The organism is Streptomyces sp. NBC_00986 (genome assembly GCF_045162565.1).
Lineage (GTDB): Bacteria > Actinomycetota > Actinomycetes > Streptomycetales > Streptomycetaceae > Streptomyces.
Window position 1 is genome coordinate 1024988 of the sequence record NZ_CP108733.1, and the last position, 14536, is coordinate 1039523.

Annotated in this window: 6 protein-coding genes; 5 read left to right on the top strand and 1 reads right to left on the bottom strand. The window is 70.6% G+C overall.

Annotation, left to right across the window (positions count from 1 at the left end):
• The first annotated feature begins 33 nt into the window (after positions 1 to 33).
• From OG504_RS04545 to OG504_RS04565, 5 genes are all read left to right on the top strand, one after another.
• A complete protein-coding gene (locus OG504_RS04545; RefSeq protein ID WP_405988509.1) occupies positions 34 to 7842 on the top strand; it encodes an SDR family NAD(P)-dependent oxidoreductase in 7809 nt (2602 codons plus the stop codon).
• 251 nt (positions 7843 to 8093) lie between these two features.
• Positions 8094 to 8297, top strand: a complete 204-nt coding sequence (locus OG504_RS04550; RefSeq protein ID WP_019056860.1) for a cold-shock protein — start codon at positions 8094 to 8096, stop codon at positions 8295 to 8297.
• 180 nt (positions 8298 to 8477) lie between these two features.
• Positions 8478 to 10040 (top strand): DEAD/DEAH box helicase, encoded by a 1563-nt coding sequence (locus OG504_RS04555; protein WP_405988510.1) that lies wholly within the window; start codon positions 8478 to 8480, stop codon positions 10038 to 10040.
• A gap of 64 nt (positions 10041 to 10104) precedes the next feature.
• Positions 10105 to 10431, top strand: coding sequence for an SCO5918 family protein (locus tag OG504_RS04560; protein WP_200682598.1), 327 nt, complete (start codon positions 10105 to 10107; stop codon positions 10429 to 10431).
• A gap of 150 nt (positions 10432 to 10581) precedes the next feature.
• Positions 10582 to 12027 carry a glyceraldehyde-3-phosphate dehydrogenase gene (locus OG504_RS04565; protein WP_405988511.1) on the top strand — a complete coding sequence of 482 codons (1446 nt, stop codon included), beginning with the start codon at positions 10582 to 10584 and terminating at the stop codon, positions 12025 to 12027.
• Between the two features lie 98 nt (positions 12028 to 12125).
• Here the strand turns inward: OG504_RS04565 and OG504_RS04570 are convergent, their stop codons facing one another.
• A complete protein-coding gene (locus OG504_RS04570) occupies positions 12126 to 14204 on the bottom strand; it encodes a DUF1996 domain-containing protein (RefSeq protein ID WP_405996252.1) in 2079 nt (692 codons plus the stop codon).
• Between the last annotated feature and the right edge of the window lie 332 nt (positions 14205 to 14536).

Below are 14536 nucleotides of genomic sequence, written 5' to 3' on the forward strand. Positions count from 1 at the left end.
AGGGTGGGAATGGGAATTTACGGGGGCGAGTCGGTGCGTACACTGCCGGACATCCTGCGGGAGCACGCGACTCGGATCGGCGGGAAGACCGCATACCGGGACGACCGACGTGCCGTCACCTACGGGGAGTTGGAGCAGCGCACCGGCCGGGTGTCGGGGCATCTGATGCGGCTCGGGGTACGGCGTGGGGACCGGGTCGCGATCCATCTGGGCAACCGGGTGGAGCTGGTGGAGACCTGGCTCGGGGTGCTGCGCGCCGGAGCGATCGGTGTGCTCCTCAACCCCGCTGCTTCGGCGGAGGAGTTGGCGTACTTCCTCGACGACTGCGGCGCCGTGGCGGTGGTGAGCGAGGCACCGTTCGCTCAACTCGCTTCCGTGCAAGGGGTGATCGTCGTCGGACAGGACGACCGGACCGAGGGCGCGATCGCCTTCGAGAGCCTTGCCGGTAAGGAGCCGGGTACGGCACCCCGTGACGACCTCGGCCTCGACGACCCGGCCTGGATCCACTACACCTCCGGCACCACCGGGCAGAGCAAGGGCGTTGTCTCCACACAGCGTTCGGCACTGTGGTCGGTGACGGCGGCCTACATGCCGGCGTTCGGACTGGAGCAACAGGACCGACTGCTCTGGCCGTTGCCGATGTTCCACGCCCTCGGCCACTCCGTATGCCTGTTGGGCGTCCTCTCGGTCGGTGCGACCGCGCGCGTCCTCGCGCCGGGAGCGAACCTCTCCGAGGCGCTCACCGCCGAGCCGTTCACGATTCTGGGCGGAGTACCCGCCACCTACCGCCTTCTGCTGGAGTCGCTACGGGAGACCGCACGTCCGGTGCCGGCGTCGCTGCGGGTGTGTGTCAGCGGAGGGGCACCCTGCTCCCCCGAGTTGCGAGCCGAGGTCGAACTCGCCCTGACCGCACCCCTGTTGGACGGCTACGGCTCCACGGAGACCTGCGGGAAGATCGCGATCGAGCGGCTCGACGGCCCCCGTGACGACCCTTCGCGGGGCTTCCCGCTGCTGGTGCTGGACGTCAGGATCACCGATCCGTCCACCGGCGCCGAGATCGGCGAAGGGGACGAGGGCGAGATCTGGGTACGCGGTCCCGGGCTGATGGCCGGCTACCACAACCGTCCGGACGCGACCGCCGAGGCGTTCACCGACGGCTGGTACCGCACCGGGGACCTCGGTCGGCGCGACCCGAACGGGCACCTCCATGTCACCGGCCGCGTCAAGGAGTTGATCATCCGGGGCGGCGTGAACATCAACCCCTCCGAAGTGGAGCGGGTGTTGCTGGCCCGCCCCGACATCGCCGACGCCGCTGTGGTCGGCCGGCGGCACGACGTGCTGGGCGAGGTGCCAGTGGCGTTCGTCGTGCCCGGCCCCGACGGGGTCGACACGGCGCTGGCCCTCGCGGCCTGCCGGGAGCGGCTGTCCGGGTTCAAGGTGCCGGACGAGATCTACCCGACCGCGAGCCTCCCCCGTACCGCCTCCGGCAAGGTCGCCCGGGCCGTGCTCGCCGAGCAGCTGCCGGAGCGCCTCGCGGCGGAACGTACGACCGCGTCGGCCGCGCTGCGCGAGCGGCTCGCGGCCGCGTCCGACGCCGTACTCAACCTGGTTCTCGAAGTGACGGCACGGACTCTCGACGTGCCCGTGCGGGAGCTGGACCCCGAAGTGCCGTTCGGCGAACAGGGGTTGACCTCGCTCGGCGCCGTCCTGCTGCGCGACCGGCTGGGCACGGCGACCGGCCTCGCGCTGCCCGCGACGCTGGTGTTCGACCACCCCACACCCACCGCCGTGGCGACCCTGGTGCGCGACGCGCTGCACGGCGACAGCCCCGCGCGTACCACGGGAGACGGCTATGACCCCGGACCCGGTGAACCGATCGCCATCGTGGCCATGGCCTGCCGCTACCCGGGCCGAGTCGAATCCCCCGAGGATCTGTGGCAGTTGGTCGCCGAAGGCACCGACGCTACCTCCGACTTCCCCGCCGACCGAGGCTGGAACGTGGCCGACCTGTATGACCCGGACCCCGACCAGCTCGGCAAGTCCGTCACGCGACGGGGCGGATTCGTGGACCGCGCGGCCGACTTCGACGCGGCCTTCTTCAACATGTCGCCCCGTGAGGCCCTCGCCACCGACCCCCAGCAGCGACTGCTCCTGGAAACCGGCTGGGAGCTGCTGGAGCGGGCGGGCCTGGACCCCGCCGGTCTGCGCGACAGCGACACCGGCGTCTTCGTCGGCGTCATGCACGCCACCTACGCGAGCCGTCTACTGCACCGCGGCGGGCACGAGTTGGAGGCGCACCTCGCCCTCGGTTCGGCGGGCAGCGTGGCCTCCGGCCGTATCGCCTACACCCTGGGACTGCGCGGTCCCGCCGTGACGGTGGACACCGCGTGCTCGTCGTCGCTGGTCGCGATGCATTCGGCGGTCCGGTCCCTGCGCGACGGGGAGTGCTCACTCGCGGTCGCCGGCGGCGTCACGGTGATGGCGTCGCCCGGCCCGTTCATCGCGTTCAGCAGGCTGCGCGGGCTGGCTCCGGACGGCCGCTGCAAACCCTTCTCGGCGGCGGCCGACGGCACCGCCTGGGGCGAGGGCGTCGGCCTGGTCCTGCTGGAACGGCTCTCCGACGCACAACGCAACGGCCATCCCGTACTCGCCGTGCTGCGCGGTTCGGCCGTCAACTCCGACGGCGCGTCCAACGGCCTCACCGCACCCAACGGCCCTGCCCAGCAACGGGTGATCCGCTCGGCGCTGGCCGACGCGGGACTGACCCCGGCCGACATCGACACCGTGGAGGCCCACGGCACGGGCACCGCACTCGGCGACCCGATCGAGGCACACGCGCTCCTCGCGACCTACGGCCAGGACCGCACCGCCCAACGCCCGCTGTGGCTGGGCTCGTTGAAGTCCAACCTCGGCCACACCCAGGCCGCGGCCGGTGTCGGCGGCGTCATCAAGACCGTGCTGGCGATGCACCACGACCGACTCCCCCGCACCCTGCACGCCGACGAACCGTCGCCCCACGTGGACTGGTCGTCCGGCACCGTACGACTCCTCTCCCAGGACGAGGAGTGGCGCCCCGAGCCCGGTCGCCCGCGCCGCGCGGCGGTGTCGGCGTTCGGCATCGGCGGGACCAACGCGCATGTGATCCTGGAGGCGCCCGAGGCTGCGGTAGCCGACGAACCGCCCCTTCGCCGCCCCGTGACACCCCCGCTGCTGCTCTCCGCCGCGAGCCCGGCAGCCCTGCGCGAACAGGCCGCACGCACTGCCACCTTCCTGCGCGAGCACCCTGAACTCCCCTTGCCGGACGTGGCGTTCACCTACGCCACCACCCGAGCCACACTCCCCCACCGAGCCACTGCCCCCACGGACGACCGAACGGCGACACTGACCGCTCTCGACAACCTGACGGCATCCGCCCCGCCACACACCACCCACCCCTCCGCCCGTCTGGCCCTGCTCTTCACCGGCCAGGGAGCCCAACGGACGGGTATGGGGGCGGAGTTGTATGCAACCTTCCCGGAGTTCGCGACCGCCTTCGACGCCTTGTGCGCGCGCTTCGACGCCCACCTGGAGCGTCCGCTCCGCTCAGTCCTCTGGGACACCGACGCCGGCTCGGGGTCATTGCTGAACCGTACGGACTTCGCCCAGGCGGCCCTGTTCACCTTCGAGGTGTCCGTCTTCCGGCTGCTCGAATCCTGGGGCGTACGGCCGGAGTTCCTCGCCGGACACTCGGTCGGCGAGCTGGCTGCGGCCCACTGCGCGGGCGTGCTGTCCGAGGCGGACGCCGTCGAACTGGTCGCGGCACGCGGGAGGTTGATGCGGGAGCTGCCGGAGGGCGGTGCCATGGTGGCGCTCGACGCCACCGAGGCGGAGGTGACGTCCGAGCTGACCGCCGGGGTCGCGATCGCGGCCGTGAACGGCCCCCGCGCGGTCGTTGTCTCCGGCGCGGAGGAGCCGGTCCTCGCGCTCGCGGAGCGGTTCGCCGTACGCGGCCGTCGTACCGTCCGACTGCGAGTCAGCCACGCCTTCCATTCCCCGCTCATGGAGCCGATGCTCGCCGAATTCGACCGTGTCGCAAGCGAGTTGACGTACATGGCCCCGACCGTCCCGGTGGTGTCAGGCCTGACCGGGCTTCCGGCCACCGGGGACGAGCTGCGGTCGGCCGCGTACTGGGTACGGCATGCCCGTGAGGCCGTGCGGTTCGGGGACGCCGTGCACTGGCTGGCGCACGAGGGGCGAGTGACCGCGTTCACCGAGATCGGGCCGGACTCCCAGCTCACGGCCCAGGCGGCGGCGAGCCTTGCCGGGACCGGCAAGGAACTCCTCTGCACCCCGGCGGCCCGTCGGGACGGCGCCGAGCCGCGGACGCTGTTCGACGCGCTCGGCCAACTCCACGTCCACGGCGTGCGGTTGGACTGGCGCCGGGTGTACGCGGACAGCGGCGCCCGACGGGTCGACGGCCTGCCGACCTATCCCTTCCAGCGGCAGCGCTACTGGCTGCCCGACACCGGTACGGACGCGACCGCCGGTACCGGGCACCCGCTGCTCACCCAGGCGGTCACGGTGCCGGGCACCGAACGCCTGCTGTGCACGGGCCGGTTGTCCGGGGCGGCCCAGCCATGGCTGCGCGATCACGTCGTGGGCAGACACACCCTCGTGCCCGGCGCCGCGTTCGCCGACCTCGTGCTGCACGCGGGCGACCTGTGCGGTCTCGCCGTACTCGAGGAACTCGCCCTGCTCAACCCGCTGTTCCTCCCCGAGGACGACGAAGAGGGCGTCCAGCTCCAAGTGGTCCTGGGCGAACCGGACGACTCCGGGCGCCGCAGCGCGGACGTGTACGCGCGGCCCGAGGAGTCCGGTGCACTGGGCACTTGGACCCAGCACGCGACGGGGCGGCTCGGCCCGGGTGTCCTGGCCGACGCGGTCTCGCTCACCGCCTGGCCGCCGGCCGGAGCCACGCGGGTGGATCTCTCCGGCGCCTACGAGCGGGTGGCCGAGGCCGGGCTGGCGTACGGTCCGGCGTTCCAGGGCGTCACGGCGTTGTGGCGGCGGGACGATGAACTGTTCGCCGAGGTAGGCCCGTTGCCGGTCGCGGACGCCCGGCACCACATGCTCCACCCGGCCCTCCTGGACGCCGCCCTGCACCCGGGACTGCTCGCCGAACCGCCGACCGGCGCACCCCGACTTCCCTTCGCCTGGCGGGGGTTGACCCTGCACGCCACGGGTGCCACGGCCCTGCGCGTCCGAATGACGACGACCGGTCCGGACTCGATCACCCTCGACCTCGCCACCCCCGCCGGCGCACCCGTGGCCCGGCTGGAGTCGATGACGACCCGACCGGCACCGGAGCTGGCTCCTACCCCGGCCGGAGAGCTGTACCGGCTGCGCTGGACGGGCGTTCCGATCGCCGGCGAGGTACCCGCCGTAGCGATGTCGGAGACGGACGACCTGGACCTGGCCGCGTTCCTCGCCTCCGCCGACGACGAGTCGTCCTGGTCCGAGGAGACGCCGGAGTTGACCGTGGCCTCCTTGTCAGCTCCCGGCGACGCGAGCACCGACCCGGCCGCCGCCGCGCAGGAACTGACCGCACGGGCACTGGAGTTGCTGCAAACACATCTCGCCGGTTCCGGGCGACTGGCCGTGGTCACAAGCGGTGCCGCCGACACGCCCCCCGACCTGTCCGCCGCCACGGTCTGGGGCCTGCTGCGGACCGCACAGTCCGAGTACCCCGACCGTCTCACCCTCGTGGACGTCGACGGCAGCCCCGAGTCGCTACGACAGGTGCCCGCAGCCCTCGCCACCGGCGAACCCCAAATTGCCGTCCGGGACGGCATGTTGAGTGTCCCCCGACTGGCGGCCGCACCCGGTCCGGCGACCGACGGCTCGCTCGGCGGGGGCCCTGTTCTCATCACCGGTGGCACCGGGTCCTTGGGGGCGATGCTGGCCCGGCACCTTGTCGACCAGCACGGAGTGCGGAGGCTCGTACTCCTCAGCCGGCGTGGTGAACAGGCCCCTGGCGCACGGGAGTTGCGGGACGACCTTCAGCGGGCGGGCGCGCAGGTGGACCTCGTGGCCTGCGACATCACCGAGCGGGACCAACTCGCCGCCGTGGTCGAGACGTTCGGGCCCGACCTGACCGCCGTAGTGCACGCGGCCGGGGTCCTGGACGACGGTGTGCTGGCGTCGATGACACCTGAGCGGCTGTCGGTGGTGATGCGGCCGAAGGTCGATGCGGCCTGGCAGTTGCACGAGTTGACGAAGGGGCTGCCGCTGGCACGGTTCGTGCTGTTCTCGTCGGCGGCCGGGCTGCTGGGCAATCCCGGTCAGGCCAACTACGCGGCGGCGAACTCCTTCCTGGACGCGCTGGCCCGCCATCGCGCTGAACTCGGCCTGCCCGCACTGTCGTTGGTCTGGGGTGCGTGGGCGGACGAGGAGGGCATGGCGGCCCGCAGCGGCCGGGTTCACGGCGGGCCGGTGCGTGCGGTCTCCCCCGAGCAGGCGTTCGCGCTCTTCGACGCCGCGCTCGGCAGCGGTGAACCGGTCCTCGCGCCACTGCCGTTGGACCGTTCGCCGAATGCCGTCCCGGCCGGGACCGTCGTCCCGCCGCCCCTGCGCGGGCTGTTGCGTACGAACCGGCGGTCAGCCTCTTCCGCCATCCCGGCGGATGGTGCCGCCGGGTCCTGGCGGGACCGGCTCGCGGCGCTGCCCGTGCCCGAGCGGCTGCCCGAGCTGCGGGCGCTGATCCGGACCGAGGTGGCCGGTGTGCTCGGGCACACGGACGCCGACGCGGTCGACCGGGACTTCTCGGAGCTCGGCCTCGACTCCTTGATGCGGGTCATGCTCTGCAACCGGTTGAGTCTGCTCACCGGGACGCCCCTCGCGGTCACCGTGGCCTACGACTGGCCGGACACGGAACAGCTCGCCGAGCATCTGTACGGCGAGCTGCGCGCCAGGCTGTCCGACGAGGTCTCCGCCGCGACCGTTCCGTCGCCGGTCCGGGCCGGTGGGCGTGGGCGCGGTGCCGGGCGGTCGCTGCCCGCCCTGTACAGGAAGGTCTGCGAGACCGGTGACGTCGTATCGGCCATGCATCTTCTGGTGACCGCGTCCATCGGCGCGCCCGTCTTCGGCCCCGAGGAGGCAGCCCGGCACGCGCTGCCGCCGTTGCGGCTGGCCGCCGGTACCCGGGGTCCCGCCCTCGTCTGTGTTCCCGGCTTCGCCGGCAACCTGGGGCGCCCCTGGTACGCGGGGCTCGCCCCCTGTTTCGAGGGCGAGCGGGACGTCTTCGAGGTGCGGCACTCCGGGATCGACGACGGAGACGCGGTGGCCCGGGACCTGGAGTCGCTCACGGAGGCGCACGTCACGGCCGTACGGCATCAACTCGGCGACCGGCGTTACGTGTTGGTCGGTCATTCCATGGGCGGTACGGCCGCCCACGCGCTCGCCACCCGGCTGACGGACGCCGGGGTTCCCCCGGCCGGTCTCGTGCTGATCGACTCGTACCACGTCACCCCGGACCGGGAGGCCGAGCCGTGGCTGCTGTCCCTGCCCGCCCGGATCCCACTGACGGTCGGCGAGAGGTTCGACACCATGGTGGACGATCTGACACTGCTGGCGCTGGGTGCGTACACCCGCATGTTCCGGGGGTGGCAGCCCGAGCACACAGAGGTGCCCACCCTGTTGGTGCGCGCGTCCGAGCCGCTGGCGGACATGCCGCGGGAGTGGCGTTCGTCCTGGCCGGGTGTGCGGGACACCGTGGACACCGCCGGCACGCATCTCAGCGTCATGGAGGAGGACGCCGCGACGACGGCCAAGGTCGTGCGCGACTGGATCGACGCGCTGGCGTAGTCCGGCACGAAACCCAATATCTACGTCGGCGACATGAGAAATGAAATTAACGTCCGCACACGGCCGATCGCGCCGTGCTACTATTGATCTCAGTTGCAGTTGTGGTTGCCAAACCCTTCAGATGCCCGCACCGGCCCCAGGGACGGTGGAGCATTTTTTTGTGTGTCCGGTTTTTTCCGGCGGGGTGATCATCACGGCGACACGGAGTCCGCACACTGCGGGCTCCGGTGACCGCCCCGAAGGAGAACAAAATGGCTAGTGGCACCGTGAAGTGGTTCAACGCGGAAAAGGGTTTCGGCTTCATCGAGCAGGACGGTGGCGGCGCTGACGTCTTCGCCCACTACTCGAACATCGCCGCCCAGGGCTTCCGCGAGCTGCAGGAGGGTCAGAAGGTGACCTTCGACATCGCGCAGGGCCAGAAGGGCCCGACGGCCGAGAACATCGTTCCTGCGTAACGACGACGTTTACTTCGCAGCTGGGGCCCGCACCTTGGGGTGCGGGCCCCAGCTCGCTGCATTTTCCAAGCTGTCGGCGATATTCCGCCGAAGCCACCGGCTCGTTCTTGCGATTCTCTGCGCCGTTCATTCACCGCGGGAATTCCTTGATACGTGCCATATCAAGGAAGGTTCCACATTTTGAACCGCGCACGTACGAATGACCGTTTCTCGCGAAAGCGCAATGGAAATCCGGAATCCGGAAAGAGCGGCGGCTACCGCTCGGCAGCCCCGTCCGGCAACCGCTCCAGCGCGCCGCGCCGCTCCAAGGGCGGCGGTGGCCGACCGGTCGCCCTGCAGGGCGAGTTCGCGCTGCCGAAGACGGTCACCCCCGGCCTTCCCGCCGTGGAGTCGTTCGCCGAACTCGACATGCCCGCAAAGCTGTTGGCCGCGCTCGGCCACGAGGGCGTCACCGTCCCGTTCCCGATCCAGGCCACGACGCTCCCCAACTCCCTCGCCGGACGTGACGTGCTCGGCCGCGGCCGCACCGGCTCCGGCAAGACCCTGGCCTTCGGCCTGGCGATGCTGGCCCGTACGGCCGGCCGCCGCGCCGAGCCGCGTCAGCCGCTCGCGCTCGTCCTCGTCCCGACCCGCGAGCTGGCCCAGCAGGTCACCGACGCGCTCACCCCGTACGCCCGCGCCGTCAGCGTGCGGATGACCACCGTCGTCGGCGGTATGTCCATCGGCCGTCAGGCCGGGGCGCTGCGCGGTGGCGCGGAGGTCGTGGTCGCTACGCCGGGACGCCTCAAGGACCTCATCGAGCGCGGCGACTGCCGGCTCGACGGTGTCACCATCACCGTCCTCGACGAGGCCGACCAGATGGCCGACATGGGCTTCATGCCGCAGGTCACCGCACTGCTCGACCAGGTGCAGCCGGGCGGCCAGCGGATGCTGTTCTCGGCCACCCTGGACCGCAACGTGGACCTCCTGGTCCGCCGCTACCTGACCGACCCCGTCGTCCACTCCGTCGACCCCTCCGCGGGCGCGGTCACGACGATGGAGCACCACGTCCTGCACGTCCACGGCACGGACAAGCAGCGGGCGACCACCGAGATCGCGGCGCGCGAGGGCCGGGTCATCATGTTCCTGGACACCAAGCACGCGGTGGACCGGCTGGTGAAGCACCTGCTGAACAACGGTGTCCGCGCGGCCGGTCTGCACGGCGGCAAGTCCCAGCCGCAGCGCACCCGCACGCTCGCCCAGTTCAAGGACGGGCATGTGACGGCGTTGGTGGCGACCAACGTCGCGGCGCGCGGCATCCACGTCGACAACCTCGACCTGGTCGTCAACGTCGACCCGCCCACCGACCCCAAGGACTACCTGCACCGCGGCGGCCGTACGGCCCGTGCAGGCGAGTCCGGCAGTGTCGTCACGCTGGTCACCCCCGACCAGCGCCGTGACTTCACCCGGCTGATGACCGCGGCCGGCGTCACCCCGGAGGTCACCGCGGTGCGCTCAGGCGAGGAGGAGCTGACCCGGATCACGGGCGCTCAGGCCCCGTCCGGCGTCCCGGTCGTCATCCAGGCCCCGGTCGTGGAGCGCGAGCGCACCCGTCGCCCGTCCTCCTCGTCGTCCCGGGGCCGTCGTGGCCGTCCGGCCGGCGAGGGCGGCCGGTCGTCCGCCGGTGGCGCCGCGCGCCGCAGCGGCGGCAGCGGAAGCAGCAGCCGGGGGCAGCGACGGTCGTCCTTCGGCCCTGCGGCCTGAGGACCAACTCGGCGCCTTCGGGCGCCCGTTCGGCCCCCGATCCTCCTTCTCTCTGTGAGGCAACATGCGCTGTGTCATCGCCCGGTATCCCTTCGACCTCACCAAGATGGGTGTCCTGGAGACGATGAAGGGCATCAAGCCCGAGCTGATCACGGGTGAGTCCGTGACCATCGGGCGGCGCCGCTACCCCGTCAAGCAGGTGGGGCAGGTCATCACCCGGCAGGACCCCCGCGACTTCAACAGCGGCGAGGTCATCCGGGCCATGACCCGGCTCGGCTTCACCTGCCACGGCCTGCCCGAGGTCGTGCCCGTGCACGTCCTCACTCCGCTGGAGAACGCGTCCGCGCTGCTGGGCAGCGGCGCGACCCAGGACGTGTCGGAGACCGTGTAGAAGCGACACCAGTACAGCCGAGAGGGGCCCTGCCGACGCGCGTCGGCAGGGCCCCTCTCGGCGTTCCCCGGGCCGGGCGGCACCCCTGCCGAACGGGCAGATGAACAGCGGGTTAGCATATGAGCGCCGCCTAGCTCGAAAGAGAAATCTGTGCCTGTCAACGAGGACTCGTTCACCAACTGGAAGACCCGCGAGGAGATCGCGGAGTCGATGATCCCGATGATCGGGAAGCTGCACCGCGAGCGGGACGTCACGGTCCTGCTGCACAGCCGCTCCCTGGTCAACAAGTCGGTGGTCAGCATCCTCAAGACCCACCGGTTCGCCCGCCAGATCGCCGGCGAGGAGCTCTCCGTCGTCGAGACCCTCCCCTACCTGCGGACGCTCACCGCGCTCGACCTGGGCCCCTCGCAGATCGACATCGGCATGCTCGCCGCGACCCACCGGAGCGACGAACGCGGGCTCTCCGTCGAGGAGTTCACCGCCGAGGCCGTCGCCGGCGCCACGGGCGCCGACAAGATCGAGCGCCGCGAGGGCCGCGACGTCGTCCTCTACGGCTTCGGCCGCATCGGCCGCCTGGTCGCGCGCCTGCTCATCGAGAAGGCAGGCTCGGGCAACGGTCTGCGGCTGCGCGCCATCGTCGTACGGCAGGGTGGCGAGCAGGACATCGTGAAGCGGGCCTCGCTGCTGCGCCGCGACTCGATCCACGGCCAGTTCCAGGGCACGATCACCGTCGACGAGGCGAGCAACACGATCATCGCCAACGGCAACGAGATCAAGGTGATCTACGCGGGCGACCCGTCGGAGGTCGACTACACGGCGTACGGCATCAAGGACGCCATCCTCATCGACAACACGGGCAAGTGGCGTGACCGGGAAGGACTTTCGCAGCATCTGCGGCCCGGCATCGACAAGGTCGTGCTGACCGCGCCCGGCAAGGGCGACGTCCCCAACATCGTGCACGGCGTCAACCACGACACGATCAAGCCGGACGAGCAGATCCTGTCCTGCGCGTCCTGCACGACCAACGCGATCGTGCCGCCACTGAAGGCGATGGCCGACGAGTACGGTGTGCTGCGCGGCCATGTGGAGACCGTCCACTCGTTCACCAACGACCAGAACCTGCTGGACAATTACCACAAGGCCGACCGGCGCGGCCGTTCGGCGCCGCTGAACATGGTGATCACCGAGACCGGTGCCGCCTCCGCCGTCGCCAAGGCGCTGCCCGACCTGAAGGCGCCGATCACCGGCAGCTCGATCCGGGTCCCGGTGCCGGACGTCTCGATCGCGATCCTCAGCCTGCGGCTCGGCCGCGAGACCACCCGCGCCGAGGTCCTCGACTACCTCCGGGATGTCTCGCTGACCTCACCGCTCAAACGGCAGATCGACTTCACCACCGCCCCCGACGCGGTGTCGAGCGACTTCATGGGATCGCGCCACGCCTCGATCATCGACGCGGGCGCCACCAAGGTCGACGGCGACAACGCGATCCTCTACCTCTGGTACGACAACGAGTTCGGCTACTCCTGCCAGGTCGTCCGGGTCGTCCAGCACGTCTCCGGGGTCGAGTACCCGACCTATCCCGCCCCGGCTGTCTGAGACCTTCTGCCTCGGCACGCCGAACGTGTGACGGCCCGGCCACCCCCAAGTGAGGGCGGCCGGGCCGTCGTTGTCACAGTTCATCTGGGTGCGCTGTGTCAGCGTGTACTGCGCTTGCCTCGGTACAGCACGACGAATCCGGCGACGAGCAGCAGCGCGCCGGCCACCGCGGGCCACAGATTCGCGCCGGTCTCCGCCAACCCGCCCTGCGCCTGCGGCTGGTTGGGGCCTACGGCGGCGTAGCTCTCCCCGCCCGAGGACGAGGCGGGCGGTGTCGTCACGGCGCTGCCGACCTCGCCGCCGGAGCCGTTGTCCGAACTCCCCTGCGTCTCCGTCGACTTGGACCCTTCGGTCTTCGTGTCGGCCTTGGGGACCGAGACGGCGGTCGTCAGGTCACCGGGGTCGGTGCTCTGGGTGTCGGTGGGCTCGGGGGCGTTGGTCTCGGTGTCCGGGGCACTCGTCGCAGGATCCGCGGTGGCCTGGCCGCCGTTGTCGCCGTTCCCGCCGTTGTCACCGTTCCCGCCGTTGTCACCGTTCCCGGTGTTGCCGCCATTGCCCTCGCTGCCGCCGTTCCCGGCGGGCTCGTCGGACGCGGTGGCCGTGGGCGCCGCCGTAGCGGTGTCGGTGGCCGACGGGGACTCCTGCGGCTCGCCGGAACCGCCACCGGACCCTGAGCCGCCACCCGAACCGGAGCCGTCACCGGAGCCGGAGCCCCCGGGGTCGTTGTCCGTCCCGGCGCCGCACTTCTCGCCGTCGTTGATGCAGTTGACCATGTCCTTCATCAGGCCCTCGTCGAAGACGTTGATGAAGTCGCCGTGGTCCGTGACCGGCTTGTGCTGCTGCTCGGGGAAGGAGTCCACCGCGAACAGCGGGGTCGTCTTGCCGCCGTCCTGGAGGCTCGGCGCGTCCACGTCGTAGACGATCCGCTGCACCAGCTGCGGAATGGCCTCGAAGCCCGCCGGGCAGGAGCCGTCGGCGGCCTCGAAGGCCACGTGGGTGCGGTGGTTGGCGCTGTCGATGTTGCGGCCGTCCCAGCAGCTCTGGAACTTGAAGGTGCGCACCACGTCACTGCCCGCCGGGCACAGCGGGTACTTGTCCTTGAGCTGCCGGTCCTCGAACCCGGTGCAGCTCCAGGAGGCGTTGGCGTTGGCCGGGCCGTTCACGAAGGCCTTGGCGTCGCCGGTGATGATGCGCAGGAGGCGCGGCATCGCGACGACCTTGCTCTTCGGGTTGCCCACGAAGGTCAGCGTGGCCGCCTTGGCCGTGACGATCTGACCCGAGTTGCCCTCGGTGCCACCGCCGGGCTTGTCCGCGTCCCGCTCCTGCTTGCCGTTCTGGAGGCGCAACACGGGCCAGTAGTACGTGGACTTGTCGCCCGGGTTCTCACAGCTCGTGTTCGCCTTCGCCAGGTCGTCGTCGCTGGCGAACGCGTTGTTGGACTGGTTGCCGACGTAGTCGTGGAAGTGGTGGGCGCCGTTGGTGACACCGGGGGCGACGATCACGTTGTCCGAGTTGAACAGGCCGTTCTCGTTCACGCCACACGCGGTGACGAACGTGCCGCGGGAGGCGTCGGCCTGGTCCTGCGGGGTGTTCACGTTGGGCTGTACGGAGGTGATGTCCGCGTAGTCCGAGGCGACGGGCCCGTTGGTGACCGGCTGGTCGCCCTGGCCGCCGGCACTCGCGCTCGCGCTCGCACTGGCGCTCTGGTTGTCGCCGTTGCCGTTGCTGCCCTGGTCCCCGTTGTCGTTCGTGGGCGCGATCAGGGTGCAGCCGGCGAGCGCGTCGAGGCCCTCCGGGCGGTCGCCGACACGCGCGATGGCTTCGTCGATCCGGCCGATGGTCGCGGCCCGCTTCTCCTTCAACGGATTCATGATCGCGTTGTCGGCGAAGGAGGCGTCCTGGCGTATGGACTCCGTCGAGTCCTTCAGTTTCTGGTAGGCCTCGGTTATCTGCTGGTCCAGAAGCGCGAGTTGGGCGTCGACCTCGGTCTTCGCCTCGTCCGGGACAGTCGTCAGCTGGGTGCCTACGTCCGGGCAGTCGATCGTCGCGCCGCTCGATGCCGCATCGGGAGACCCTTGTTGGGCAGAGTCACCGCCCCAACCGCCTTCGGACGCCGACGCGTAGACGTTCGCCGCCACCAGTCCTCCGCCGCCCAGCATCAGGGCGACTGCTGCCATCGTCGCGCGTCGTGCGCCCGTGGGGCGTCTGCGCGTGTTGCGTGCCAAGGAAGTTGCTCCTACACGTATCGGTCGGCCCGGATCGTCCCGGCATGGAAATCCCCCGTTCCAATACGGAGCCGGATGCCGGTGTGTTCAACCGTCCCAAAAATTCATAGCGACCTCATATGGATCACCCGACCCGGCGGGCTCAGGGGCCCAGGACACGTTTGGGAGAGGTAAAGGTCACAAAAACGTATCGGACATATCGCGCTTCAACCTTCACACGAGGCACACACGTTGGCTAAGTTGACGCTCAGACCGTACGACCTACTCCGGCGATCAGCGCCGGG

What these genes read in the sequence shown, in the direction of transcription:
- OG504_RS04550 (WP_019056860.1), top strand. Translation starts at nt 8,094, where the DNA reads ATGGCTAGTGGCACCGTGAAGTGGTTCAACGCGGAAAAGGGTTTCGGC.
- OG504_RS04560 (WP_200682598.1), top strand. Translation starts at nt 10,105, where the DNA reads ATGCGCTGTGTCATCGCCCGGTATCCCTTCGACCTCACCAAGATGGGT.
- OG504_RS04570 (WP_405996252.1), bottom strand. Translation starts at nt 14,204, where the DNA reads ATGGCAGCAGTCGCCCTGATGCTGGGCGGCGGAGGACTGGTGGCGGCG.